Source organism: Pseudomonas sp. MWU12-2345 (genome assembly GCF_023242385.1).
GTDB lineage: Bacteria > Pseudomonadota > Gammaproteobacteria > Pseudomonadales > Pseudomonadaceae > Aquipseudomonas > Aquipseudomonas gingeri_D.
Genome location: NZ_JALLJA010000002.1, coordinates 405,769 through 431,689 on the forward strand (window position 1 = coordinate 405,769; position 25,921 = coordinate 431,689).

The window sequence follows — 25,921 nt, forward strand, 5'->3', positions numbered from 1 at the left end:
CTCTTTTTACGCGACGGCCATTTCATTGGGTTCGAAGCTATCGGCCCGCGCCATCTGCCACATACGTGAATAGAACTCGCCGTTCACCTCTCCAGTGAGCAATTCACCCGGCTTGAGGAACACATGCAACTGCGAGAACAGCTTGATCTCGGTCGCCGACATCCGCCGTACCAAGTGCTTGGCCTCCAACTGCGCGGGGTGATCGAGCCCCGCCGCCGCGAGCATTTCGGCCAGCGCCTTCAAGGTATTGCGGTGGAAGTTGAACACCCGCTGGGCCTTGTCCGGCACCACCAGGGCGCGTTGGCGCAAGGTGTCCTGGGTCGCCACGCCGGTCGGGCACTTGTTGGTATGGCAGCTTTGCGACTGGATGCAGCCGATGGCGAACATGAAGCCCCGCGCCGAGTTGGCCCAGTCGGCGCCGATGGCCAGCACGCTGGCGATATCGAAGGCGCTGACGATCTTGCCGCTGGCGCCGAGCTTGATCTTGTCCCGCAGGTTCAGGCCCACCAGGGTGTTGTGGACGAACAGCAGGCCGTCGCGCATCGGTACGCCGATATGGTCGGTGAACTCCACCGGTGCCGCGCCGGTACCGCCTTCCTTGCCGTCGACCACGATAAAGTCCGGAAGGATGCCGGTTTCCAGCATGGCCTTGGCAATGCCCATGAATTCCCACGGATGGCCCAGGCAGAACTTGAAGCCCACCGGCTTGCCGCCGGACAGCTCACGCAGCTGGGCGATGAAGTGCATCATCTCGACCGGCGTGGAAAACGCACTGTGCCGTGATGGCGATACGCAGTCTTCGCCCATCATGATGCCGCGGGTTTCAGCGATTTCCTTGGTCACCTTGTGCTTGGGCAGGATGCCGCCGTGGCCGGGCTTAGCGCCCTGGCTCATCTTGATTTCGATCATCCGCACCTGGGGGCTCTGTGCCTGGGCGGCGAAGCGTTCCGGGTCGAAACGACCGTCCGCGGTGCGGCAGCCGAAATAACCGCTGCCCAGTTCCCAGGTCAAGTCGCCGCCATTCTCGCGGTGGTAGGGGCTGATGCTGCCTTCGCCGGTATCATGGGCGAAGTTACCGAGCTTGGCACCCTGGTTCAGGGCGCGAATCGCGTTGGCGCTCAGGGAGCCGAAGCTCATCGCCGAGATATTGAACACCGAGGCCGAGTACGGTTGCTTGCACTGCGGGCCGCCGACGATGACGCGAAAGCCGCTCGGGTCGCTCAGCGGCGCCGGGCGCATGGAGTGGCCGATAAATTCGAAACCGCCCTGGTACACGTCGATCAGGGTGCCGAAGGGCTTGTCGGCGCTTTCGTTCTTGGCCCGCGAATACACCAGCGAGCGTTGGGAACGGGAGAAGGGCAGGGCATCGCTGTCGGATTCCAGCAGGTACTGGCGGATTTCCGGGCGGATGCCTTCCACCAGGTAACGGATATTGCCCAGGATCGGGTAGTTGCGGCGTACCGCGTGGGGACTTTGCAGCAGGTCAAACAGGCCCAGCAGGCTCAGGCAGCCGGTCAGCAGGGTGAACGGCCACAGCCAGTCATACGCCAGGAACGGCAAGCTGGCGAGGGTGAAGATCACACAACCGGCAAAGAAGGCGTAGCGGCTCAGAAGGGACAGGCTCATACGGTTTCCTTTGGTTCGGACTCGTCGGGAGGTCTGGCATTCTGCACCTCTCGGGAAAGCGATACAAAGTGTGTCACCGAAATCCCTGTCACTCGTGGGGTGTGTTCGCGGGTGTGCGCAGCATGCGCGGGATAGCCGAGCCGAGGCCGACCACCCGGGCCAGGCGGGTCACTTCGAAGCTTGCCTGATTGTCGGTGGCGGAACTGCCCCCGATGTAGACGGTAAACGTACCAGGCTCCACCCGTCGCAGATAGTAGTTGTCCAGAAAGGCAAAGTCGTCCTTGTCGAGCAGGAAGTCCAGTGTACGGGCCTCGCCCGGCTTCAGTTTCACCCGGGTAAAGCCGCGCAGGGCGCGTACCGGGCGGGTCACGCTGGCGACATTGTCGCGCAGGTAGAGTTGCACAATTTCTTCACCCTCGCGCTCCCCGGTGTTATGGACCGTGACCTTGACTTGCAAGGTGTCATCGGCGGTCAGTCGGGTGCTGCTGAGCTGGGGTGGGTCGTAGGCGAAGCTCGTGTAGCTCAGTCCATGACCGAAGGGATAGAGCGGTTTCCAGGACTGGTCAATATAGGTCGATGTGTAGGGCTCTTCGTCACTTGGTGGTCGTCCGGTATTCTTGTGGCCGTAGTAGATGGGTACTTGTCCTACCGTGCGTGGAAAGGTGATGGGCAGTTTGCCGCTGGGGTTGACGTCGCCGAACAGGACATCGGCCACGGCATTGCCCATTTCGCTGCCCAGGAACCAGGCCTCGAGAATCGCCGGGACCTGTGCATCCATCCTGGGAATGGCCAGCGGGCGACCGTTCACGAGGATGACCACCAAGGGCTTGCCGGTTTCGACCAGTTGGGCCAGCAGGGCATCCTGGGCCCCGGGTAAACCGAGGGAGGAGCGGCTGTGGGCTTCTCCGCTCATGTCCGCGTGCTCGCCGAGCACGGCAATCACCACATCGGCATCGGCGGCCGCTTGCTGCGCCTTGTCGATGCCTGAGAGGTCGGCGTCATCGGGCGACGCCCCCGGCAGGTAGACCACCCGCGTGGCGGGCGAAACCGCCTGTTTGATGCCTTGCAGAATACTGATCGATTCTTCGGCGCGCCCATCTCCTGACCAGGGGCCGAGGGTGGAGAGTCTGTCGTCGGCAAGCGCGCCTACCACCAGGAGTTTTGCCAGGTCCTTGTGCAAGGGCAACAAGGCCCCGTCGTTTTTCAACAGCACCATGGATTTCTGGGCGGCCTCCCTGGCCAGGGCGCGTGTTGAGGGGGTCAGCAGACTGGCTTTTTCACGATCTGCATTGCTGTAACGATAAGGATCCTCGAACAACCCAAGCCGTTGCTTGGCCTCCAGTACACGGCGTACGGCATCGTCCAGGGCACGTTGCGGGATTTGGCCGCTGCGCACCATGGCCGGTAACTCCTGGGCGTAGAGACCGCTGACCATATCGATATCCACCGTGGCCGCGAAGGCGAGCCTGACCGCCGCGGTCGGTGTGGCGGCGATACCGTGCTGCATCAGTTCCCGCACACCGGTGAAGTCGCTGACCACGATGCCGTTAAAGCCCCACTGCTCACGTAGCCTGTCCTTGAGCAAGGGACCATTGGCGTGCATGGGGACGCCGGCCAACTCGTTGAATCCAGGCATGATGGCGTCCACCCCGGCTTGCACGGCGGCGCGAAAGGGTGGGAGGTAGGTTTCGAGCAGGGTGCGTTCTGAGAGATCGCTGGTGTTGTAGTCTCGCCCGCCCTCGGCGGCACCGTAACCGACGAAATGCTTGGCGGTGCTCAGCAAGGTGGACGGGTCGGGTGGCCCGTTCCCGTGAAAGCCGCGCACCCGTGCAACGGCCAGTGCGGCACCGAGGAAGGGGTCTTCTCCGGCCCCTTCCACGACTCGTCCCCAACGGGGATCTCGGGCAATATCGACCATGGGGGCGTAGGTCCAGTGTACGCCGCTGGCACTGGCTTCAATGGCGGCGGCACGGGCGGTGCGTTGTGCCAGATCCGGGTCCCAGGCCGAGGCTTCGGCCAGCGGCACGGGGAAAATCGTGCGAAAACCATGGATCACATCGAATGTGAACAACAGGGGGATATGCAGGCGCGATTGTTCCACGGCCAGGCGTTGTAACTGGCGGGTGTCCCGCACGCCGTAGGCCCCGAGCAGGGAACCGACCCCGGGACTGCGTATCGCCTCTTCGCCGCCGTCTTCCACGACCGGGCCGGTGGGGTGTTTCTGTACGCCCAGTTGGGTGAGTTGCCCGGCTTTTTCTTCGAGTGTCATCTGCGTGAGCAATTGTTCAATAAACTGCTGCTTGTCGGACAACGACTCGGCCCGCGCATAAGCGCCCACGATGCAGGCTACTGACAGCGCTGCCAGGATCAAGCGAAAGAGACTCATGACATTCAGACCCTGTGCCCGGGCAGTGCCGTGATTCCCGACGCCTGTCGGGCAATCGCCCCGGGCCGGGAGTCGAACGGGTGGTACTGATAGAGCCAGGTTTCCGACAGTGTCTTGTCGTCCAGGCGCAGGAACAGGCGCATTTCCACCGGGTCCTGCCCTTCGACGCTCAAATCGAACTCGGCCCGCCAGTGGCCGATCACGCCATCCGGCACCGCTTCGGTGAACACATTGGAAAAGGTCCCTCTCGATGATCCGAGCACGGCTTCGGGCTTGACTCCCGAAGCCAGTTTTTCCAACGGCGCGCCCTTGAACTCGACGACGAATTTGCGCACACCCTTGGGTCGCGGTTGACCGGGCTGACCGCCGTTGCCCAGGCGCGTCGCCACACACCGGGCGAGGGGGGAGGGATAGGGTTCGTCCGCCAGCCAGTGCAGGCGATAGCTCAAACGGTAGCGATTACCCGCCTCGGCAGGCTCCTTGGGGACCCACATGGCAACGATATTGTCGTGAATCTCGTCGTCGGTGGGGATCTCCACCAGTTGTACGCTGCCCTCGCCCCAGTCGCCGAGCGGTTCGACCCAAAGGCTGGGGCGCCGCTCGTAATGCACGCCGTCCAGATAGTGGTCGAAGTTGCGGTCGCGCTGGAGCAGGCCGAAGCCCTTGGGGTGCTGGTCGCTGAAGGCCGAGGCCATGGTGCGCGGCGGATTGTTCAGCGGGCGCCAGATACGCTCGCCGCTGCCGGTCCAGAGCGCGAGGCCGTCGGAGTCATGGACTTCGGGGCGCCAGTCGGCGGCGGTCGGTTTGGCGGCTTCGCTGAACCAGTGCATGGAGGTCAACGGGGCGATACCGAAGCGGCCGACGTTCTGGCGCAGGAACAGCGCCGTCTCGATATCCATGACCACTCCTTTGTCGCGCTGGATCACGAACCGATACGCGCCGCAAATGCTCGGGCCCTCGAGCAGCGCGTAAAGGGTCATGCTCCGGCTGTGGTCATCGCTTGGGGACTCGAACCAGATATTCGAGAAGTTGGGAAATTCTTCGGCAGTACTGGCCTGTGCGACCTCCAGCGCGATGCCGCGCGCCGAAAGGCCGTATTGGTACAACTCGCCAATCGCGCGGAAATACGAGGCGCCCAGAAATGCCAGCCAATCGTTCTGTTGCCAGTCGAGGTTTTTCTCATGACCCAGCCGGCTTTCCTGGATACGAAAGCCGGCAAACCCGCTGTTGGCCGGGAGCTGTCGCGCCGGGCTGTCGGCGGGCATATCGAAATACGCTTCGTCGTAGAGGATTTCCTGTGCGTTGCCTTGCTTGACGAGGTGCATCCGCACGGGAAAACGAAAAAACGTCCCCAGGTGGAAGAAGGTCACTGGAAATTGTCCGGGGCCGCGGGCAAACAGCGCATGGTCCGGATTGAATCTGATTTTGCCGTGGGCTTCGTAGTCGATTCTGGACAGCAGTTGTTCCGGCACCGTGGGTGTCAGTACATAAGGTTTCAGGGCGGTTTCTTCGGCGCGTTTGATCAGGCTGTCGAAGGAGAAGGGGGCCGGGTCGCCCAATTTCAGCGGTTCATCGGCCAATGCCGACTGTCGTGGACCCAGTGCGGCGAACAAGGGGGAAAGTGCTGCAAATGCCAGGAAAGAGCGACGTGTAAACATGGTGGCCCGCCGACAATGATCAGTGAAAACGCAAGCGTCAACGCTCGAATTCACTGGCTCCCCTGTCCCTGGCGGGGACCGCTCCCATGGGGTTCGGTCCTGGCGTCTTTTCCTTTCGTACAGGCAAGCAGTCGGCGTACAGCAACTCCATCAGTTCGTGAGGGAAGTGTTCGATCAGGACCGGCCGGTTGTCTACTGTCAGAAATGACAGGTCGTGATCATTTCTGACCGGCGGTTATCCAGGCATTGAGCTATTGGATGGCTCAGGCCCGCTGGGCCTGCAGGAATATCGAGAACAGCTCCGACTGGGATTTGATCCCCAATTTGCTGTACATGTGCTTCTTGTGGACCTTGACGGTCTCGATGGAAATTTCCAGCTTGCGGGCGATTTCCTTGCTTGAACAACCGCTGAGCATCAACCGCCCGACATCCAGCTCACGGGCAGTCAGTTGCGCGCCCTTGAGCTGTTGCACCGAGGCTTCCAGTTGTGTGCGCCAGTCGACTTGCCCGCCGGTGTTCGGTTGGGTCACGGCTTCGTGGGTTTCGTAGGGCAGGCGTTGGCGCAGCAGCGCCAGGACCCAGGGCTGGATCAAGGAGAGCAGGGCGATCTGCTCGGCGCTGAAAGGCGTGGTGGAACCCAGCGACAGGCACAAGGTACGGTCGCCGTCGAGCTGGCAGTTGAACTGGATTTCATCGGCCACCACATTCAGGCGGAAGTAGCGCTGGTAGTACTCGGTCAGTTCGAAATGCTCCGGCGCGACCTCCGGCAGGCGGTACAGGCCGGTGCGTTGCTGTTCGCGGCTGGCGATGTAGAAGGGATCGAGCAGGTACAGGCCACGCAGGTAATCCTGGAACAACTGATCCGGGCCGCCATCCTCGCCCGGGCATTCGGCGAACACTTCCGGGTGCCGGCCGTTGCTGAACAGCAGCACCACCCAGCTGTCGAAGGTCACGTACTGGTCGAGCAGGCGCACCAGTTGCGTCCAGAAATTCGGCCTGTCGAGGGCCTCGATCATTTGCCCCATCGCACGGTGCCAGGCGATGTCGTCCAGGATCAGTGTCATTCATCTACCCCTATCAGGTTACCCCGGCCGCGTAATTCCCACGGCCCACCCCCGGTGCGCATACTGGACCCACACACAATGGCCGGGCACTCATTCTGCCAGCTCGGCGCCGTCATTGAGCCTGGCCGGCTATAGAAAACAAGGAAAAATCCATGAAGGTCGAATTTGCCCAGCTTGCGGGCCGGGACAACGATACCGCCTACAACCTCGGGCGGGCACTGGCGGCCATCGCGGCCTGCGCCGCCGATACGCAGCTGATCGTGTTCCCGGAAACCCACCTGATGGGCTTTCCGTCCGCCGAGACCGTGGCCGCTGTCGCCGAGTCGCTGGATGGCCCGACCGTCCAGGCCGTGCAGCAGGCCGCTCGGGAACGCAACCTGGCCGTGGTGATTGGCATCGCCGAGAGCGACGCCGGGCAGTTCTACAACAGCACCTTGCTGATCACCCCCGAAGGCATTGCCCTGCGCTATCGCAAGACCCATCTGTGGGCCTCGGATCGTGGCGTGTTCACCGCTGGCGATCGCTACGTCACCACTGAGTGGAACGGCATCCGCGTCGGCCTGTTGATCTGCTACGACATCGAGTTCCCGGAAACCGCCCGGGCCCTGGCGCAATTGGGCGCCGAGTTGTTGATCGTCACCAACGGCAACATGGACCCCTACGGCCCGACCCACCGCACCGCGATCATGGCCCGTGCCCAGGAAAACCAGGCGTTCGCGCTGATGGTCAACCGGGTGGAGGAGGGCGACGGCGGCTTGTTGTTCGCCGGTGGCAGCGCGCTGGTGGATCCGTTTGGCAGCCTGCTGTTCGAAGCCGGACGTGAGGAAGGGCAATTCACGGTGCAATTGGACCTGAGCCAACTGGCGGCGGCGCGGCGTGACTATCGCTACCTGGATGACCAGCGCCTGCGTTTGCCGGGCGAGGTCATCGAGCATGCCAACGGGGCGAGGGAGTTGCTGATTCCCAAGGATTGACTGACTCCGCCTGGAAATCCGGACTTCCAGGCGCATAGGACTGTAGGAGCAGAGCTTGCTCGCGAAGAGGCCCTTGAGACCGCTAAAAGCTTCGCGGGCAAGCCCTGCTCCTACAGGTTCCCGGTGTTCTCAGGGGTTTTTTCAAAACAAGAATTTCGTAGTACCGCTCCAACCTTGCCGAACTCGGCTCTGCCATAAATCCAATAACATTCGGAGTAGTCGCCTCATGGCTCGTTTGCAACGCACCCTTTCACTGGGGTCGGTGGTGCTGTTCGGCATCGCCTATATGACGCCGATCATTGTCCTCGGCACTTTCGGCATTCTTGCCCAGTCCACGGCCGGCATGGTTCCGGCCGCTTATCTCGCCGCGCTGGTGGCGATGTTCTTCACCGCCATGAGCTACGGGCGCATGGCCGCGGCCTTTCCGGTGGCGGGCTCGGCCTACAGCTATGTGCGCAAGGCCATCAGCCCCAAGCTGGGCTTTATTGCCGGCTGGGCGGTGTTGCTCGACTACCTGTTCCTGCCCATGGCGATCTGGTTGATCGGTGCGGCGTACCTCAATTCGGCATTCCCATCGGTGCCGCAAGCGGTCTGGGTGCTGGCCTTTATCGGCATCACCAGCGTGATCAATATCGTCGGCCTGCGCCTGGCCAACGGTATCAATGCCTTGCTGATGCTGGTGCAGTTCCTGGTGCTGGTGGCCTTTGTCGCCCTGGCGATCCACTACATCGGCGGTGACGCCAGCGAGCCGTTGTGGACGATGGCACCGTTTCTCAGCGGCGATATGCAGATGCCCCTGATCATGAGCGGCGCGGCGATTGCCTGCTATTCATTCCTGGGCTTCGATGCGGTGAGTACCCTGACCGAAGAAACCCGCGATCCGCGCCGGACCATTCCGCGGGCGATCATGCTGATCACCCTGATCGGCGGCCTGATCTTCGTTGGGGTGTCGTACTTCGTGCAGTTGGCTCATCCGTCGTTCGTGTTCGACAACGTCGATTCGGCTGCCTATGAAATCGCCCGCAATATCGGTGGCGATCTGTTTGTCACGATCTTCCTGATCGGCCTGATCGTCGGTCAGTTCGCTTCGGGTCTGTCGGCCCAGGCCAGCGGTTCGCGCCTGCTGTATGCGATGGGCCGTGACGGGGTGTTGCCGAAGTCGTTCTTCGGCACCTTGCATGAGCGTTTCGGTACGCCGGTCAACAGCATCCTGCTGTGTGCGGTGGTGGCCTTGCTGGCGCTGAAACTGGACGTGACCACCTCCACCTCGTTCATCAACTTCGGTGCGTTCCTGGCCTTCAGCCTGGTGAACCTGTCGGTGATTTTCCACTACTGGATCGGTGGCGAAAAACGTGGACCGCGTGAGCTGCTGCTGTTCCTGGTGTGCCCGCTGATCGGCCTGGTGGCGGATCTGTGGCTGATGATCAGCCTCGATCACCTGGCGATCTACCTGGGCCTGAGCTGGCTGGCGGCCGGCCTGGTGTACCTGGGCTTCCTGACCGGTGGTTTCCGCAAACAGCCGCCGGAAATGGATTTCCAGGAAGCGGCCTGATGCCTTGAGGGCTGCGTTGGCCGAGCGGACGCTATCGCCAGCAAGCCGGCTCCTACAGGTCAAGCAGCCTTGTTCTGGCGGATCGGCAATTCGATCCTGAACGTGGTGCCCACGCCCACCTCGCTGCGCACGGTGATCTGCCCTGCATGCTTCTGCACGATGCCATAGGACAGTGACAAGCCCAGGCCCGTGCCCTGGCCGATGGGTTTGGTGGTGAAGAACGGGTCGAAGATCTTCTGCACGGTCTCGGGCGCCATGCCCGAGCCGGTGTCGGCCACTTCCAGCCAGATCCTTTCGCCGAGGCTGCCGCCCCGCAGGGTGATGGTGCCGCGCTCAGGCCCCATGGCCTGGGCGGCGTTGACCACCAGGTTCATGATCACCTGGTTGATCTGCGACGCCAGGCACTCGATCTCCGGCAGTGCGGCGTAGTCCTTGACCACATCGGCCTTGTACTTGAGTTCGTTGGCGACAATGTTCAGGGTCGATTCGATGCCCTGTTGCAGATTGCTCCATTGCCACTCCTGGTTCGAATCGACCCGGGAGAAGTTCTTCAGGTCCTTGACGATCTGCCCGACCCGGCCGATGCCTTCCTTGGATTCCTTGATCAGCAACGGAATATCCTCTTCGAGGAAATCCAGCTCGACCCGTTCGCGCAGGTCCTTCAAGCGTGCCCGCAACTCGGGGGCGGCGACCCCTTCCTCGGCGTTCTGATAGGCCTGGAGCATTTCCAGCAGCTTGCCGAAATAGCCCTCCAGGGTCCCCAGGTTCGAGGAAATGAAGCCGATGGGATTGTTGATTTCGTGGGCGACGCCGGCGGCCAGTTGGCCGAGGGAGGCGAGTTTTTCCGATTGCACCAGCTGTCCTTCCAACTGCTTGCGTTCGTCGATTTCATGCTGCAAGGCCAGGCTGGTCTGCTTGAGCGCCAGGGTGCGTTGCTCGACCAACTCTTCCAGCCGGTGCATCTGCAGGTTGGCGCGCTCGGTCATTTCCCATTTATTGGTCAGGGTATTGGCCAATTGCTGGACTTCGATATTGTCGAAGGGCTTTTTCAGGATCACCAGCCGGTCGTGACCGTGCAGGCGTTCCAGCAGCTCGTCCCACGAATAGTCGGTGTAGGCGGTGCAGACCACCACTTGCAGGTTGGGGTCGACCTGCCACAGGTGTTCGATGGTTTCGGCACCGTCCCAGCCCTGGGGCATGCGCATGTCGACGAAGGCCAGGGCGTAGGGCTTTCCACAAGCCACCGACTGCTCGACCTTCTGCAGGCCTTCCTGGCCCTGATAGGCCGAGTCGAGTTCGAACGGCAGGACGCTGCTGGTCTTGACCTCCTGGCCGAACAGCGCGGCTTCCATCAGGTCCAGGTCCGGCGACTCGTCGACCAGGGGGGTGAGAATCTTGCGAAAGTCCTCGTGGATCGACGGGGTGTCGTCGACCAGCAGGATACGGCGGTTGCGGAGTGTGTTCATACAGCCCCCACGGCGGTTTTCAAGGGCAATTCGAGGGTAAAGACGGCGCCTTTTCCGGGGCCGTCGCTGTGGGCGGTCAGGTGCCCTTTCATTTCGATCGCGGCCAGGGCACAGCTGTGCAGGCCGAAGCCATGGCCGTCCTTGCGGGTGGTGAAGCCATGGGCAAAGATCCGCGTCATGTTTTCCGGCAGGATACCTTCGCCGGCGTCCTTGACGCTGATGCGCAAGGTGTTGTCCTCGATCGCCCGGACTTGCAGGGTGATTTCCCGCGGACGGTCGGCGAGGTTGGCCATGGCCTGCTTGGCGTTGCTGATCAGGTTGATCAGGATCAGCAGCAAGCGGTGCTTGTCGGCCATCACCCGGGGCACGTCCTCGTATTCTCGGATCACCGTGACGTTATGCCGGCTCAGGGCTCCGGAGTTCATGCGCAGCGCGTCCTCGAGCAGATCGCGGATATGCAGCGGCTCCTCCATGGTCGAGACACCGGCATAGGATTGCTGGGTCGAGACGATGTCCTTGATATGGTCGACGCTCTTGCTCAACTGGGTCAGTTCGTCGCTCATGCTCTGTTGTTCCGCGGCAATGACCTCGACCAGTTGGTTGAGATACCCGGGCAACAGCTTGCCACGTTCGTCGCTGGTAATGAACTCGCCTAGATCGTGCTTGTGCTCGTTGATCATCGTCACCGCCTTGGCCAGGCCCTGGGTTTTGCTGCTGCGCAACTTGCGCGCCACCAGGTCGGCGGAGATGTTCACGCTGTTGAGCACGTTGCCGACGTTGTGCAGCACGTTGGTGGCGATCTCGGCCATGCCGGCCAGGCGCGCGCTTTCCATCAGTTCGCTCTGGGCCTCGCGCAGGCTTTGGGTACGTCGCTCGACGCGTTGCTCAAGATCGGTGTTGGCGACTTGCAGGGCGCGGTTGACCCGGTTGATTTCGGCATAACTGCGGATCAGGCGGCTGGCGAGATACAGCAGCAGGACGAGCAGCAGGGCCGAGAAAATCAACAGGTACAAATGATGGCGCTGGTTGATCTGATCGGCCTTTTGCTGCTCCTGGTTCAGTTGGTCGGTGATGGCGTCCAGGCTTTCGGAGACCGGCACGGCGTCGATCTCTTCAATCAGTGTGTTGACCTTGGGTTGTTCGCGCAGGATCAGGTTGACGTGGTTGAGCAGGATTTGCACCGGCTCATTGAACGAGGGCGGCAGGCGTTGTGCGTCGATCATCACTTGATTGAGCCCCAGTTCGATACTGTGGGCGCGTTCATCGGTGGTGGTCTGGGCGAACTCCAGGGCGCTGAGCAGCAGGTCGTAGATGTCGTTGGACATGTCCTGGAGCATCAGTTTGTCCTGATCCTGAAGGGCGCTGAGCTGGTGCTGGATATCGTCTTCGGCGGTCGGCAGGAAGGCCAGGGAGTTGCGCAGTATCGCATTGCGGGATTTGAACTGTTCGACCAGTCGGGCTTTTTCGTCGAGCGCCTGGGTCAGGGTGTCCCGGCGGTCCTTCCAGGCGTCGGCGGCTTTATGTTCCTGGCCGGGATCGATGGGCGTGAATGTTTGCAGGAGTTGGCGCATTTCCTGCGGGGGTTTGACCAGCGGATCGTAATTACGCGCCACCGCGATCCGGGCCTTGAGGATTTCGGCGTCCCATTGTGCATCCAACTGTTTGACCCGGCTGATCAGGTCACGGCAACGGGCATAGTCCAGGGTCGCGTCGGTGTCGGCCATGATGTATAGAAGCCCCAGCATCGCCACGAGCAGAAGGGCCAGGCGCGGCAGGAGGACCCGGTTCAGGAAGCCGCTGGTCTGCGTCATAGCGGTTTACCTCCCAGTTCGCCGGTCAGGGTCTTGAGAAACAGCACGATCAGGCGGATGTCCTCGGTGGACGGGACACGTCCCAGTTGGTAAGTGAACATGATATGGACGGCGTCTTCCAGGGTCTTGGCCGAGGCATCGTGAAAATACGGCGCGGTCAGTGCGACGTTGCGCAGGCTGGGGACCTTGAACACGTTGCGGTCGTCTTCTGCCCCGGTTGCCAGGAAGCGCCCCAGGTCGGCCTCGGTAGGGTTGCCCCGGGCCTTGAAGTAGTCGCCCATCACGCCGAACTTCTGGAACATGTTGCCGCCGATATTGACCCCCTGGTGGCAGGCGATGCAGCCGTAGTCCTTGAAGCGCTGGTAACCGTATTTTTCGTCTAGGGTCAGGATGTCGGTGTTGCCCTTGAGGTACTGGTCGAAGCGCGAGTTGGGGGTCAGCAGGCTGCGCTCGTAGCTGGCCAGGGCATTCTGCACGTTGGCGATGGTCACGCCATCCTTATAGGCCTCGCTGAAGGCCTCCTTGTAACTCTGGGTCTGGTTGAGGGTCTCGACCACATGGGGCCAGGTGTTGCCCATTTCTATCGGGCTTTTCACCACCTCCTCGATCTGCGCCTCCAGGGTCTCGGAGCGACCGTTCCAGAACTGTTTGAAGTTCAGCGCGGCGTTGAGCACGGTCGGGGTGTTGATGCCCAGGCTGCCGCCCTGGAAACCGATGGAAAAGGGTTTGTCGTCCGCCCCGCCTTGCTCCAGGCGATGGCAAGTGGCGCAGGACGTGGTGTTATTGATCGACAGTTGCTTTTCATTGAACAACTGGCGCCCCAGCTCGACTTTGCGCGGATCCTGTACCGGGATATCCGGCAATGGCTTGAGCGGTTCGTCCAGCGGCGCGGCGACCAGGGGTGTGCAGAGCAACATCCCGCAGCAGGCGAGCGATCTCGCCAGCAACGACAGCGGTGCGCGAGGCATCATGAGCAGGTCCTTGGCAAAAGAGGCGGGTTCCGGGATCAGGTCTGTGCCGGTCGTTCGAAGCGCTTGTCCTGCAACAGGCTCAGGAAAGTCTCGGCTTCGACCGCCTTGCTGAAGTAGTAACCCTGGCCTTCCTCGCAGTCATGGGCCTTGAGGAAGGACAACTGGTCCTGGGTTTCCACGCCTTCGGCGATGACGTTCAGGTGCAGGCTCTTGCCCAGGCTGATGATCGCGCTCACCAGCGCGGCGTCGTTGCTGTCGCCATTGAGATCGCGGACGAACGACTGGTCGATCTTCAGTACATCGATGGGGAAACGTTGCAGGTAGCTGAGGCTCGAATAGCCGGTGCCGAAATCGTCGATGGCCAGGCGGATACCCAGGGTCTTGATGGCTTTCAGGGTTTCAATAGTGTGGTCGACATTCTGCATCAACACGCTTTCGGTGATTTCCAACTCCAGCCGGGTCGGCTCCATGCCGGTTTCTTCCAGTATCTGGCGGATGCTGTCGAGGAAATCGCGCTGGCGGAAGTCCATTGCCGAGATATTGAGCGACAGGGTCAGCGGTTCGCTGATCTGCTCCTGCCAGGCCCGACCTTGCAGGCAGACCTGGCGCAATACCCAATGGCTCAGTTGGACGATCAGCCCACTGTCTTCGGCCACCGGGATGAAATCCGCGGGGTAGAGCAGGCCGCGTTCTGGATGCTGCCAGCGGATCAGCGCCTCGGCACCGACCACCTTGCCGGTCTTTAGGTCCAGCTTGGGTTGGTAGTGCAGCACGAACTCGTTACGCTCCAGGGCCAGGCGAATGCCGGACTCGATGGATTGATGCTCGCGGGCCCGTAGGTTCAGGTCCTCGATGAAAAAGCCGAAGTTGTTGGCGCCCTGTTCCTTGACGTTGCGCATGGCGGCTTCGGCTTTCTTGACCAGTACCAGCGGGTCCTCGCCATCGTCGGGGTAGAGGCTGATACCCAGGCTCGCGGTCACGCGCAGGCCATGCCCGGCGACTTCATGGGGCGTATTGACTGCCGCGAGGACTTTCTCGGCGGTACCACGGGTCTGTTGCGGATGGAGGAACTCGGGCAGCACCAGGACAAACTCATCGGAGCGGTAACGAAACACCGAGTCCGATTGGCGCAAGGCGCCCACCAGGCAGCCGGCCACGTGTTTGAGCATTTCATCGCCCGCCGGATAGCCCAGGGCATTGTTGATGCGTTTGAAGCGATCCAGCCCGATAAACATCACCGCCACCTGTTCGCCGTGTCGTTTGGCCAGGGCGATGGCCTGGCCCAGGCGGTCGCCGAGCAGGGTGCTGTTGGGCAGTTCGGTGAGCACATCGAATTGCAGCAGCCGGGAGACCTGCAGCAATTCCTGGACCCGCTCCTCGACGGTTCGCTCCAGATGCGCCATCTTCGAGGCGATGTCCCGCGCCAGTTGCCATTTCCAGGTCAGGGCACTGGCCATCTGGCGAATTTCCAGGGCATCGAAAGGCTTTTTCAGGATCAGCAGTTGATCGCCGAAGGCAACGCGTTCGTCCATGGACTCCCAGGAGTAGTCCGAGTAGGCGGTGCACAGGGCGATTTGCAACTCCGGGTCGACGGCCCACAGCTGTTCGATGGTTTCCAGTCCGTCCCAGCCCGGCGGCATGCGCATGTCGAGAAAGGCCATGGCATAGGGCTTCTCGGCGGCCAGGGCCAGCTTCACCAGCTCCAGCGCCTCCTGCCCCTGGTAGGCCGAGTCGATCTCGAAGCTTTGACGCTGCGGGCGAGTGGTGCCGAACAGCAGGTGTTCGGTAGAGTCCAGGCTCAGTTCGTCCTCCTGCTCGGGCCCGAGGATCTTGCGAAAGTCCTGATGGATCGACGCGGTATCGTCGATGATCAGGATGCGCTTGTTGGCGGCACCGGCTGCACGGTTCATAGGCGGATCTCCGGCATTGGGCGAGGAGCGATATGACCGGCGTGCAGCAGCTCGCTGGCACGTTGGCTATCGACGGCCTTGCTGAAGTAATAGCCCTGGGCCGTCATCGGTGAGCCGGCGGCCATCAATGAATGGCGTTGCTCCTGGGTTTCCACGCCTTCGGCGATGATGCCGATCCCCACTTCGCGGGCAAAGTTGATGATTGCCCGCAAGGTGGTAGCGCTTTCCACGTCCTGGCTCGCGTGGTTGATCAGCGACTGGGCCAGCTTCAGGTGGTTGACGCGGTAGGTCTTGAGGTAGTCGAAGGACGAGTAGTCGGTGCCGAAATCGTCGATGGCGATCTTCACGCCGAGTTCGCGCAGCTTGGGCAGTACGTCGTTCTTTGTCCATTTGGTGTGGGCCAGGGTCGCTTCGGTGACGTCGAACTGCAGGTCCGCGGGCGACAACCCCCATTTGCCGGTGGTCTCGAGCACGTCCCGAATCAGTTCGCCGCCACTTTTGAGCTGGGCCAGCGACAGGTTGATGGCAATCACCGGCGGTGCCATGCCGTCCCTGCGCCATTGGTGCATCTGCCGGCAAGCCTGTTCCAGTACCCAGCGCCCCAAGGCGACAATGGTGCCGGTTTTTTCCGCGGCGGGGATGAACTGGTCGGCGCCGAGTATGCCGCGCTCGGGGTGGTTCCAGCGCACCAGCGCCTCCATGCCGAGGATCTTGCCGCTGCCCAGATCGACTTCCGGCAGGTAGTGCAGTTCCAGTTCGTTCTGTTCGATGGCCTTTTTCAGGTCCTGGGTGATGGCGATCCGGTCGATGACTTCCTGGTTGATCTCCTCGGAATGGAAATGGTACTGGTTGCGCCCGCTGTCCTTGGAGCGATACAGCGCCATGTCGGCCTGGACCAGCATGCTGTCGGCGCTTTCGCTGTCCTGGGCATAGGTGCTGATGCCGACGCTGGCCGAAATCCGCACTTCATTGCCTTCCAGTTGGTAAGGCTCCACCAGGGCCTTGAGGATCTTGCTCGCCAGGGCGCCGGATTGCGCCGGGTCGAGCATTTCCATCTGCAACACCGCGAACTCATCGCCACCCAGGCGCGCCACCACATCGTTTTCCCGGGTGCAGGCCAGGATGCGTCGAGAGACTTCCTGCAGCAGCAGGTCGCCCACCGGATGTCCGAGGGTGTCGTTGATGCGCTTGAAGTGATCCAGGTCCAGGTAGAACACCGCGAACGACGAGGCGCCACGCCGGGCGCCGGCAAAACTCTGGTGCAGGCGCTCGATCAGGGTCGAGCGGTTGGCCAGCCCGGTGAGTCCGTCGGTGCGGGCGAGCAGGGCGATTTTCTCTTCGGCGAGCTTGTGTTCAGTGATGTCGATGATGATGCCTTCGACTTCCAGCAGGCGTCCTTCCGGGTCGCGGACCGGTACGTAGCGGTTTTCCACCCAGCGCAACTGACCGTCACCGGTGCGCAGGCGAAACTCGATGGAGGCGCCCTCGGCGTCCTTGTCGAGGACCTTGGCCATGGCCGCGTCGACCTTCTCCTGGTCGTCGGCGTGGATCAACTCCGCGGCCCAGTCGGCCGAGGCCAGCAGGCCTTCGGCCGAATGCCCGAACTTGGTGATGTTGTGGGAGATGTACATCAGCGGGAACGACGGCTCGCCGCGCAGGCGATAGAGCAGGGTCGGGCTGTTCTGCACGATGATGTTGGCGTCGGACAGCTCGCGGGTGCGTTCTTCGACGGCCTGTTCGAGCTGGTCCATTTTCAGCGCGGCGTCTTCGGTCATCTGCCATTTGACGGTCAGGGTGCTGGCCAGTTGGCGAATCTCGATGGCATCGAAAGGTTTCTTCAGGATCAGCAGGCGATCGCCCATGTCGACCCGCTCGTTCATCTCTTCCAGGGAATAATCGGAATAGGCGGTGCACAGCGCGACTTGCAACTTGGGGTCGACCTGCCAGAGCCGTTCGAGGGTTTGCAGGCCGTCCCAGCCCGGCGGCATGCGCATGTCGATAAAAGCCATGGCGTAAGGCTGCCCTTGCAGCAGGGCCTGCTCGACCTTGGCCAGGCCTTCCTGGCCCTGGAAGGCAGAATCGAGCTCGAAACACTCGACCTTGCGGGCGACGGCGTCGCCGAACAAGGCTTGCTCAGCCATTTGCAAATGGTCTTCGACTTCTTCCGGGCAGAGGGTCTTGCGAAAGTCTTCGTGGATCGACGGCGTGTCGTCGATGATCAGGATGCGGCGATTGGCGCCCCCCCCGGGGCTGCTCATCGCAAGGCTCCGGACACATTGACAGCAGGATGTACCGAGTTCATGCGGAGTTCCTTTCCTGATAACCACGCTGGCTTGTGGCGCGCTGGATTGCTTGCAGCATAGATCGGCCTGAGCTGATTTGCTGATAAACATGATGCCAATTGATGGTCGAACATCTACCCTTAGCGCAAAAGACAGGGACCGTCGGCTGTTCAAGGGGCCCTGGATAGAAGCCACACGCAGACATGAGGTGCTCCATGGATGAATCCGCAGTTGAAGTCGTGATCAAACCCCGTGTCCTGCTGGTCGACGATGAAGAGTCGATTCTCAACAGCCTGCGCCGTTTGCTGCGCAGCCAGGGTTATGAACTGTTCCTTGCCGACAGCGGCGCCCGTGCCCTGGAAATCATGGCCGAGCAGCCCATCGACCTGGTGATCAGCGATGCGCGCATGCCGAACATGGACGGTGCCACCCTGCTGGCGCGGATTCATGAGCTGTATCCGGCCTGCCTGCGGATCCTGCTGACCGGTTATGCCGACCTGGACATGATCGCCAAGGCGATCAACGAAGGGCGGATCTACCGTTACCTGAGTAAACCCTGGAACGATGAAGAGCTGTTGATGACCCTCACCCAGGGCCTGGCCTTCCAGCATTCGGAGCGTGAGCGCCAGCGCCTGCAACTGTTGGTCCACGAGCAGAACCGGCAACTGCAGTCGCTCAACTCGACCCTGGAAAAGCGCGTGATCGCGCGCACCAGCGAAGTCCAGCAGACCGCCGACATGCTTGACCTGGCCTATGAAGAACTCAAGCGCAGCTACGCCGTCACGGCCGAGGTGTTCTCGCGGATGGTCGAGTGGCGCCTGCCCAAGGACAAGCAGACCAACCGGGCGATCATCGATCTGGTCAAGGTCTACTGCAAGGTCCATGTCATGAATGAGGCGACCAGCCGCGACCTGGCCATGGCCGCGGCTCTGCACAATATCGGCAAGATGAGTTGGACCGACAGCATGATGGGCGCGCCGGCCGACCTGTTGCACCACACCGATCGCGAGCGTTATCGCGGTTATCCGAAGCAGAGCGAGTCGCTGCTGATGACCCTGGAGCCGATGCAGGATGCGGCCCGGCTGATTCTGCATCATCAGGAGCGCTGGGATGGCACGGGGTTTCCCGACCACCTCAGGGGCGAGGCTATTCCCCTCGGGTCGCGAGTGTTGAAGCTGGCGGTGGACTTTATCGAGTTGCAGCGTGGCCTGATTCTCGAACGGCAGATGAACAGCGACGAGGCACTGCTCTTTATTCGCAAGTACGCCGGCAAACTCTATGACCCGGGCCTGGTCGAGGACTTCGTCAAGGTCTGTGCCGAGTACCTGAGCGATGTGACCTTGGGCGACCCGTCGGTCAAGGTCCTGAGCACCCGCGAGCTGGTGGCCGGGATGATCCTGGCGCGCAACCTCAATGCCGACAACGGCATGCTGCTGCTCAACGCCGGCAAGCTCCTCAGCGCGGCGCTGGTGGACAAGCTGATTGCCTTCGAATCCATGGAGGGCGCCAAGTACAGCGTGTTCGTCAAGATTCCGGAAGAAATCCTGGCGCTGCTGGAGCAGAGCGAGTAGCCCCTCTGACTTTGTTCTGTGGCCTTGCGGCGGCTGAAACAGCGCCGCAGCGCAGACGCGCGAGCGCCGATGACGCTGCGGGGCTTCAGCGTACCGCGCTGACCCCATCGAGGGTCGAGAACGAGGTGTCCTTGGCTGTCAGCAGGAAGTCGCGCATGTAGGGCGCATCGAGCATGTCGGTGCGGACCGCCGCATACAGCGTGGCAAACAGGCCTTTCTCCCCCAGCCGCTTGGCCTTGACGTAGCCCCGCGAGCTGTATTCGTGCAGCGCCCAGTGCGGCATGCCGCAGACACCACGGCCGCTGGCCACCAATTGCATCATCATCACCGTCAGCTCGGAGGTGCGCACCTGCGCCGGCTCGACGTCGGCCGGTTCCAGGAAGCGGGTGAAGATATCCAGCCGATCGCGTTCCACCGGGTAGGTGATCAGGGTTTCCTTGAGCAGGTCCTCGGGCACGATATAGGGTTTGTTGGCCAGGGCATGCTGGTTGGCCACCGCCAGCATGGCTTCGTAGGTGAACAGTGGCACGTAGGTGATGCCCGCCAGTTCCAGCGGATCGGAGGTCACCACCAGGTCCAGGTCGCCACGGGCCAGGGCCGGCAACGGGGCGAAGGAAAATCCCGAGGCCAGGTCCAGTTCCACTTCCGGCCAGGCATCGCGGAACTGGTCGATGGTCGGCATCAGCCACTGGAAACAACTATGGCATTCGATCGCCATGTGCAGGCGGCCGGCGGTGCCGCCGGCCAGGCGCGCGATATCCCGCTCCGCCCCGCGCAGCAGCGGCAGGGTGGCGTCGGCCAGTTGCAGCAGGCGCAGTCCGGCGCTGGTGAAGCGCACCGGTTTGGTCTTGCGCACGAACAACGGCATGCCCAGGCGCTCTTCCAGTTCCTTGAACTGGTGGGACAGGGCCGACTGGGTCAGGTGCAGGCGTTCGGCGGCCTCTACCAGGCTGTCGGCTTCGCGCAGCGCGTGAAGGGTTTTCAAGTGACGGATTTCCAGCACCTGGGACTCCATGAGTAGATTTTGTGAGTGACGGGAAGGGTATGAGTTTGTCTCATGTTGCCCTGGCTGTCGACAGGAGCGCTGTCGCCGGTAAGCCTACCTTCGGGTGTCACTCGGCAATCTTCATCAAACTGTCACTGAACTGTGGCAGCGCCGTTGAACAAATAACATCAAACTCGCGCCTCAATGGGGTTCTGCGTTTCGGTGTTTTCATGCGTGTAGTAATTTTCCTGGCCGCACTACTGTTCGGCCTGCCGTCTTTTGCGGCTTCAAGATGTGATGTCAATGTTCCGACCCAACAGGTCGAACTGGAAAAGGTCAGCCTGGCCTACCAGAGTATCGGGCGTGCCTCGGATCCGGCCTTGCTGCTGGTGATGGGGCTGGGCGGGCAACTGATCCACTGGCCGGACGAGGTGGTGGTCGCGCTCTGTCAGCAGGGGTTCCGGGTGATTCGCTATGACAATCGCGATGTCGGCCTGTCCACCTGGCGCCAGGCGCCGGCCAGCGCCAACCTGACCTTCGAGGTGCTGCGCTACAAGCTCGGCTTGCCGGTGGCGGCGCCTTATACCCTGACCGACATGGCCGGCGATGCCCTGGGCCTGATGGATGCGTTGCAGATCCAGCAGTTCCATGTGCTCGGTGCGAGCATGGGCGGCATGATCGCCCAGCACGTGGCGGCGATGGCGCCGGAACGGGTCGAGAGCCTGACCCTGGTGATGAGCAGTTCCGGTGCCGAGGGCTTGCCGGCGCCCAGTGCGGCGCTGGTGCAGTTGCTCTCGCGGCGCAGCGCGCCGAACCGTGAGGTGGCGATCGAGCAGCAGGCCGATCTGCTGGCGGCCCTGGGCAGCCCGGAGGTGCGTGACGACCGCAACAAGCTGTTGCAGCAGGCGGCGGCCTCCTATGACCGTGCCTTCAATCCGGAAGGGGTGAAGCGCCAGATCATGGCGATTCTCGCCGAGCCGAGCCGGGTGCCGTTGCTCAATCAACTGCGGGTGCCGACCCTGGTGGTCCATGGCACGGCCGATCCGTTGCTGCCGGTGATGCACGGGGTGCACCTGGCGGCGCATATCCAGGGCAGTCGACTGGTGTTGGTGCCTGGGATGGCCCATCGTTTCCAGGAGGCGTTCAAGGCGCCGTTGCTGGCGGCGGTGCTGCCGTACCTGCGTCTGCATCAGGCGGATGTCAGTCGTTGGGCGCAGCTCTGAGGGAACTCATCGTTATCGCGGCCAACCCCGTCCTGTAGGAGCGTGGCTTGCCCGCGAAGCTTTTAGCGGTCTCAAGGGCCTCTTCGCGGGCAAGCCACGCTCCTACAGGTTATGCAGGGTTTTCCGAACCCGCTTCAGCGGATGATCTTGTCGACGTGGATCGCCAGCTTCTTCAGGCGATACCAGAAGCTGCGTTCGGAAATCCCGATCAACTGCGCCGCGGCCGCCTGCACGCCATTGCTTTCCTGCAGGGCCGCGAGGATATAAGCCTTCTCCACGTCCGCCAGGGCCGCGTCGAGGTCTTTCGGCAGGCCGGGGGCAATGCCGGGTAGCGGGCTGGCGCTGCTCTGGGGCGGCGTCGACTCGAACAGGTAAGCCGGCAGGTCACTCTCTTCGATCACGTGCCCGGCCGCGACGATGGTCGCTCGCTCCACACAGTTCTGCAGTTCGCGGATATTCCCTGGCCACGGGTAGTTGAGCATCGCCTGCAAGGCTTGCGCGCTGAAACCGTCGATGCGCTTGCCGGCCGTGGCGCCCAGGGTATGGGCGAAATGCCGGGCCAGCGGGGCGATGTCCTCGACCCGGTCACGCAGGGCGGGCAGGGGAATCGGGAAGACGTTCAGGCGGTAATACAGGTCTTCGCGAAACTCCTTGTCGGCCACCGCTTGCAGCAGGTTCTTGTTGGTTGCGGCAATCACCCGCACGTCGACCTTGCGCTCGCGCGGATCACCCACCGGCTCGATGATCCGCTCTTGCAGCGCACGGAGGATCTTGGCTTGCAACGCCAGCGGCATATCGCCGATCTCATCGAGAAACAGCGTGCCCTTGTCGGCCTGCATAAAACGTCCGACACGGTCCGCGACGGCCCCGGTAAAGGCGCCCTTGCGATGGCCGAACATCTCGCTTTCCAGCAAGCCTTCGGGAATCGCCGCGCAGTTGACCGCGACAAACGGCATATCGGCGCGGTTGCCATGCTTGTGGATGGCCCGGGCGACCATTTCCTTGCCGGTGCCGCTTTCGCCGGTCAGCAGGATCGTGGCGTTGCTTTCGCGCACCGAGTCCACGGCTTGCAGGACCCGGCGGAAGGTCGGGCTGTCGCCCACCAGGCTGTCGATCTGCTGGTGTTCGTCGAGCTCGGCGCGCAGGCGCGCATTGTCCCGCAGGATGTCGCGAAATTGCAGGGCCTTGTTGACGGTGATGTCCAGCTCGTCGATGTCGAACGGCTTGGCGATATAGTCGAAGGCGCCGTTGCGCATCGATTGCACGGCATTCTTCACGGTGCTGTAGGCGGTCATCACGATGACCGGCAACTGCGGGAAACGCAGCTTGACCTCCGAGAGCAATTGCGGTCCGTCCATGCCGGGCATGCGCCAGTCGCTGATGACCAGGTCGATTTCTTCCTGTTCCAGCACTACCAGGGCTTCCAGGCCGTTGCCGGCGGTGAAGACCCGGATATCGTTCTGGCTCAGTGCCGAGCTCAGCAGATCGCAGAGTTTGGGCTCGTCATCGACCACCAGGACGTTATGCGTCATCGTCTTCTTCCTCATCCTCGTGGTCCAGGTCGCCACCATGGGCCGGAATGTACAGGTTGAAGGTCGCGCCGGCATCTTTTTCGCTGATGCACTCGATGCGCCCGTCATGGTTCTCCATGATCGAATAGACCTTCGCCAGGCCCAGGCCGGTGCCCGAGGCCTTGGTGGTGACGAATGGCGTGAAAATGCGCTCGATCATGTCCGGCTCGATGCCCTGCCCGGTATCGGTGACACTGATGATGGTATAGCGCGTGTCCTTGGCAATGCCAATGGTCAGGCGCCCGCCCTTGGGCATGGCGTCGATGGCATTGAGGATCAGGTTCAGGCAGGCCTGTTTCAACTGCCGGGAGTCGGCATACAAGGTGGCGCCGGGCGCCTGGTCGTCGATCTGCGCGTCGATATTGTGGATCGCCAGTTCCGGAGCGCAGAAACCGAGGATTTCCTCGGCCAGCTCGCGGGCCGGGTAGAGCGCGCGAATCGGTGCGCTGGGCTTGGCGAAATCGAGGAATTCGGTGATCAGGTCGTTGATCCGCGAGACCTCGCTGATCACGTATTCCAGGTGCCGCTTGTCGGTGTCCGGCAGGTTGGCGCGGCGGTGCAGCAACTGCGTGGCGGTCTTGATGATGCCCAGCGGGTTGCGGATTTCGTGGGCCAGGCCCATGGCGACTTCGCCCAGGGCGTGCAAGCGGTCGCGGCGGCGCAGCTGGGCTTCGAGGTGATGCAGCTCGCCCAGGCGTTCGGTCATGTGGTTGAAGGTGTTGCTCAGTTCCGACAGCTCGTCGCTGCCGGTCACCGGGATACGCTTGCTGTAGTCGCCGGAAATCACCGCGCTGACGCCTTCGGCCAGGCCGCGCAAGGGCAGGGTCAGGCGCCGCGAGACCAGCCAGCCGACACTCAGCGACAGCACCGAACCCAGCATGAAGATCAGGATGAACAGGTTGCTCTGGTTGACCAGGCCCACCAGGCTGGTGTGGCGCAGCAGGCCGCTGAAAATCACCCCCTGCAGGTCGCCGGTGTCGTTGAAGATCGGCCAGTACAGGCCGCTGTAGCGGTTGGTGAAGACTTCACTGGGCTGGCGGGTGTCGCGCAGAACGTCGGTGATGCTGTCAGGCACGTTACTGGGGTGATCTTCGAAGCGCTGGGTGGAGAATATCTCGGAAAAACCCTGGGGGTTGGCCAGGTACAGGCGCAGATCCAGGGAGTGCACATCGGCGACGCTGTTGAGGAAACTGCTGTCCAGGTAGGTGGCGATGACCATCTGGTAGTCGACGCCGTCCTGGGTGGTGTCGAAGGTCGAGACCACCACGCCGGTGGTCACGCCGGCGATCTGAATGGTCTGCAACACCGCGTTGGGCGCGGTACTGATCTGCGAGACGATATCATCCGGCTGGGTGGTGAAGACCACCTTGTGGTCCTGGTTGCGCACCAGCGCCACCAGGTCGATGCCCATGGCGTCGGCGATGTCGGCGGTCAGCTTGTCGTGCTTGGCGGCGCGGTGCGAGCTGGGCGGCCGGGTGTAGAGCAGGAACAACTGCGCGACGCGGGCGTTGGAACGCTTGATCTCGCTGATCTCGTCCTTGACCACCTTGGTCGACTCTTGCAGCCAGATGCGCACGTTACTGTCGAAAATCTGCGACAGCGTCGTGGCCGCCAGTTCCGCGGCAATCATGGTCGGCACTACGCTGACCAGCCAGAACGCCAGCAGCAACTTGCGTTGCACGCTCCAGCGCGAGATCGAGAGGGGGCGTCGTTTTCGGCGGCGTTCTGGCGTGTTGGTCATCAGGTTTCGCTTATCGCAGCAGACATGGCAGGGTCGAATCGATCCGGGCGAACCAACAGTTTGACCCCTCTGAGGACATTGTTGACCAGCCAGTTGCGATGATGGAAAAACATATTATTGCCCTGGAAGCAGCAGCCCAGGCGAATCTTGCTGGCATAACCGGCTTGCCCGGACTCGTAGACCGGGATCTGGTGGCGAATGCAGTAATCGACATTGGCCAGCCAATTGCGGAAATAGAGATTGGGTTCGCGGCTTTGGTTCACCTCATGACCGAAAAATTTGTCGATCAGGCGTTCGCCGTCGAACAGCACCAGGTTGAACGCCACGAGGCGCTCGCCGGCCCAGTACAGGACACAGGCCGCGCGTTCGTCCATGTGTTCGAGTACATGGGTGAAGTAACCCGCCGGCAGCCGCTCGAATTGCAACTCGCTGCGCGCCAACGTGGCCTGGTACAGCTCCATGATCCGTGGCAGCACATCGTCGATATTGTGTCGCCATTCGATTCGCGGTCCGGGCGCCCGCAGTTTGCGCCGCAGGTCCTTGCGGGTTGCCTTGTCCAGGGTCCCCAGGTAGGCGTCGATGGAGCCGAACGGGATCGGCAGCAGCGCGTTGGGCAGGCTGGGCATGGCCTGGTAGCCGGCGGCCTTGCAGCTGCGGCGCCAGTCGTTGTCGTCGCTGGGGGCGTCCTTGACGGCGATCAGGCGGATACCCAATTGCCGGGCGTCAGCGTGGGCCAGGGCGAGCAGCTGTTCGAGCAGGGCCTGGCGCCGTGCCGGCGGTACATGGCTGGCCGTTCCGGCCGTGCAGCGCTCCGCCACCGGCGAGCCGATGGCGTAGAGCGGAAATTTCAGCAATCCCGGCAGGAATCGATTGATCCAGCCGGTGATGCGTTTAACCAAACCCTGCACCGTGGTGTCGAGTTTGTAGGAAGTCAGGAAGGCGGGGGCGACGGCCAGCAAACGGTCGTCTTCGAACAGCGCCAGGTAGCGCCATTCAAAGTCTTCGATGCCGGCTTTCTCCACCGCCAGGTAATACTCCCAATTCTCCAGGACGCCGACAAAGCAATCGTTCCAGGCGTTACGGTCGATAGCCTCGATGGTCGAGAAGGCTTGGGCGCTGATCACGGGTCT

The 25,921-nt window shown here is 62.1% G+C and carries 17 protein-coding genes; 4 read left to right on the plus strand and 13 right to left on the minus strand.

Features of this window, described 5'->3' with window-relative positions:
* Positions 1 to 6: 6 nt before the first annotated feature.
* From M5C71_RS08200 to M5C71_RS08215, 4 genes are all read right to left on the minus strand, one after another.
* Entirely contained in the window at positions 7 to 1,626 is a 1,620-nt protein-coding gene (locus tag M5C71_RS08200) for an FMN-binding glutamate synthase family protein (protein WP_152740930.1), read from the minus strand.
* A gap of 88 nt (positions 1,627 to 1,714) precedes the next feature.
* On the minus strand, positions 1,715 to 4,012 hold the full coding sequence (locus M5C71_RS08205) for a glycoside hydrolase family 3 N-terminal domain-containing protein (RefSeq protein ID WP_103498365.1): 2,298 nt from the start codon (positions 4,010 to 4,012) through the stop codon (positions 1,715 to 1,717).
* Between the two features lie 5 nt (positions 4,013 to 4,017).
* Positions 4,018 to 5,577 (minus strand): glucan biosynthesis protein D, encoded by a 1,560-nt coding sequence (locus M5C71_RS08210; protein ID WP_247263220.1) that lies wholly within the window; start codon positions 5,575 to 5,577, stop codon positions 4,018 to 4,020.
* Positions 5,578 to 5,933: 356 nt separating this feature from the next.
* Positions 5,934 to 6,734, minus strand: a complete 801-nt coding sequence (locus M5C71_RS08215) for a LuxR C-terminal-related transcriptional regulator (protein WP_103498363.1) — start codon at positions 6,732 to 6,734, stop codon at positions 5,934 to 5,936.
* A 152-nt stretch (positions 6,735 to 6,886) separates the two neighbouring features.
* Between M5C71_RS08215 and M5C71_RS08220 the strand changes: the two genes are divergently transcribed.
* Positions 6,887 to 7,708: a carbon-nitrogen hydrolase family protein gene (locus tag M5C71_RS08220; RefSeq protein ID WP_103498362.1), complete on the plus strand. Its 822-nt coding sequence runs from the start codon at positions 6,887 to 6,889 to the stop codon at positions 7,706 to 7,708.
* Between the two features lie 226 nt (positions 7,709 to 7,934).
* Positions 7,935 to 9,260: an APC family permease gene (locus tag M5C71_RS08225; protein ID WP_103498361.1), complete on the plus strand. Its 1,326-nt coding sequence runs from the start codon at positions 7,935 to 7,937 to the stop codon at positions 9,258 to 9,260.
* Between the two features lie 59 nt (positions 9,261 to 9,319).
* Here the strand turns inward: M5C71_RS08225 and M5C71_RS08230 are convergent, their stop codons facing one another.
* The 5 genes from M5C71_RS08230 to M5C71_RS08250 all read right to left on the minus strand — a co-directional run bounded on the left by M5C71_RS08230 (position 9,320) and on the right by M5C71_RS08250 (position 17,676).
* Positions 9,320 to 10,726 (minus strand): ATP-binding protein, encoded by a 1,407-nt coding sequence (locus M5C71_RS08230; protein WP_247263211.1) that lies wholly within the window; start codon positions 10,724 to 10,726, stop codon positions 9,320 to 9,322.
* Complete coding sequence (locus M5C71_RS08235) at positions 10,723 to 12,537, minus strand: DAHL domain-containing protein (RefSeq protein ID WP_103499380.1); 1,815 nt, start codon at positions 12,535 to 12,537, stop codon at positions 10,723 to 10,725. The genes M5C71_RS08230 and M5C71_RS08235 overlap by 4 nt, the downstream gene beginning before the upstream one ends.
* Entirely contained in the window at positions 12,534 to 13,454 is a 921-nt protein-coding gene (locus tag M5C71_RS08240) for a cytochrome c peroxidase (RefSeq protein ID WP_247263219.1), read from the minus strand. Before M5C71_RS08240 ends, M5C71_RS08235 begins: the two co-directional genes overlap by 4 nt.
* An 89-nt stretch (positions 13,455 to 13,543) precedes the next feature.
* Entirely contained in the window at positions 13,544 to 15,418 is a 1,875-nt protein-coding gene (locus M5C71_RS08245) for a GGDEF and EAL domain-containing protein (protein ID WP_103499381.1), read from the minus strand.
* Positions 15,415 to 17,676, minus strand: a complete 2,262-nt coding sequence (locus tag M5C71_RS08250; protein WP_103499382.1) for an EAL domain-containing protein — start codon at positions 17,674 to 17,676, stop codon at positions 15,415 to 15,417. Before M5C71_RS08250 ends, M5C71_RS08245 begins: the two co-directional genes overlap by 4 nt.
* Before the next feature lie 239 nt (positions 17,677 to 17,915).
* Between M5C71_RS08250 and M5C71_RS08255 the strand changes: the two genes are divergently transcribed.
* On the plus strand, positions 17,916 to 19,271 hold the full coding sequence (locus M5C71_RS08255) for an HD domain-containing phosphohydrolase (RefSeq protein WP_103499383.1): 1,356 nt from the start codon (positions 17,916 to 17,918) through the stop codon (positions 19,269 to 19,271).
* Between the two features lie 85 nt (positions 19,272 to 19,356).
* Here the strand turns inward: M5C71_RS08255 and metR are convergent, their stop codons facing one another.
* Complete coding sequence (gene metR, locus M5C71_RS08260; protein ID WP_103499384.1) at positions 19,357 to 20,274, minus strand: transcriptional regulator MetR; 918 nt, start codon at positions 20,272 to 20,274, stop codon at positions 19,357 to 19,359.
* A gap of 212 nt (positions 20,275 to 20,486) precedes the next feature.
* Here metR and M5C71_RS08265 point away from each other — a divergent pair, with 212 nt between their 5' ends.
* Positions 20,487 to 21,479, plus strand: a complete 993-nt coding sequence (locus M5C71_RS08265) for an alpha/beta hydrolase (RefSeq protein WP_103499385.1) — start codon at positions 20,487 to 20,489, stop codon at positions 21,477 to 21,479.
* Positions 21,480 to 21,613: 134 nt separating this feature from the next.
* On the opposite strand, the gene M5C71_RS08270 is transcribed toward M5C71_RS08265, so the two are convergent.
* The 3 genes from M5C71_RS08270 to M5C71_RS08280 are packed head-to-tail and all read right to left on the minus strand — an operon-like array spanning position 21,614 to position 25,915.
* The gene (locus M5C71_RS08270) at positions 21,614 to 23,011 is read right to left on the minus strand and encodes a sigma-54 dependent transcriptional regulator (RefSeq protein WP_103499705.1); all 1,398 of its coding nucleotides are present in this window, start codon (positions 23,009 to 23,011) and stop codon (positions 21,614 to 21,616) included.
* On the minus strand, positions 23,001 to 24,791 hold the full coding sequence (locus M5C71_RS08275) for an ATP-binding protein (protein ID WP_247263210.1): 1,791 nt from the start codon (positions 24,789 to 24,791) through the stop codon (positions 23,001 to 23,003). Before M5C71_RS08275 ends, M5C71_RS08270 begins: the two co-directional genes overlap by 11 nt.
* Complete coding sequence (locus M5C71_RS08280) at positions 24,791 to 25,915, minus strand: GNAT family N-acetyltransferase (protein ID WP_103494190.1); 1,125 nt, start codon at positions 25,913 to 25,915, stop codon at positions 24,791 to 24,793. The genes M5C71_RS08275 and M5C71_RS08280 overlap by 1 nt, the downstream gene beginning before the upstream one ends.
* Positions 25,916 to 25,921 lie beyond the last annotated feature (6 nt).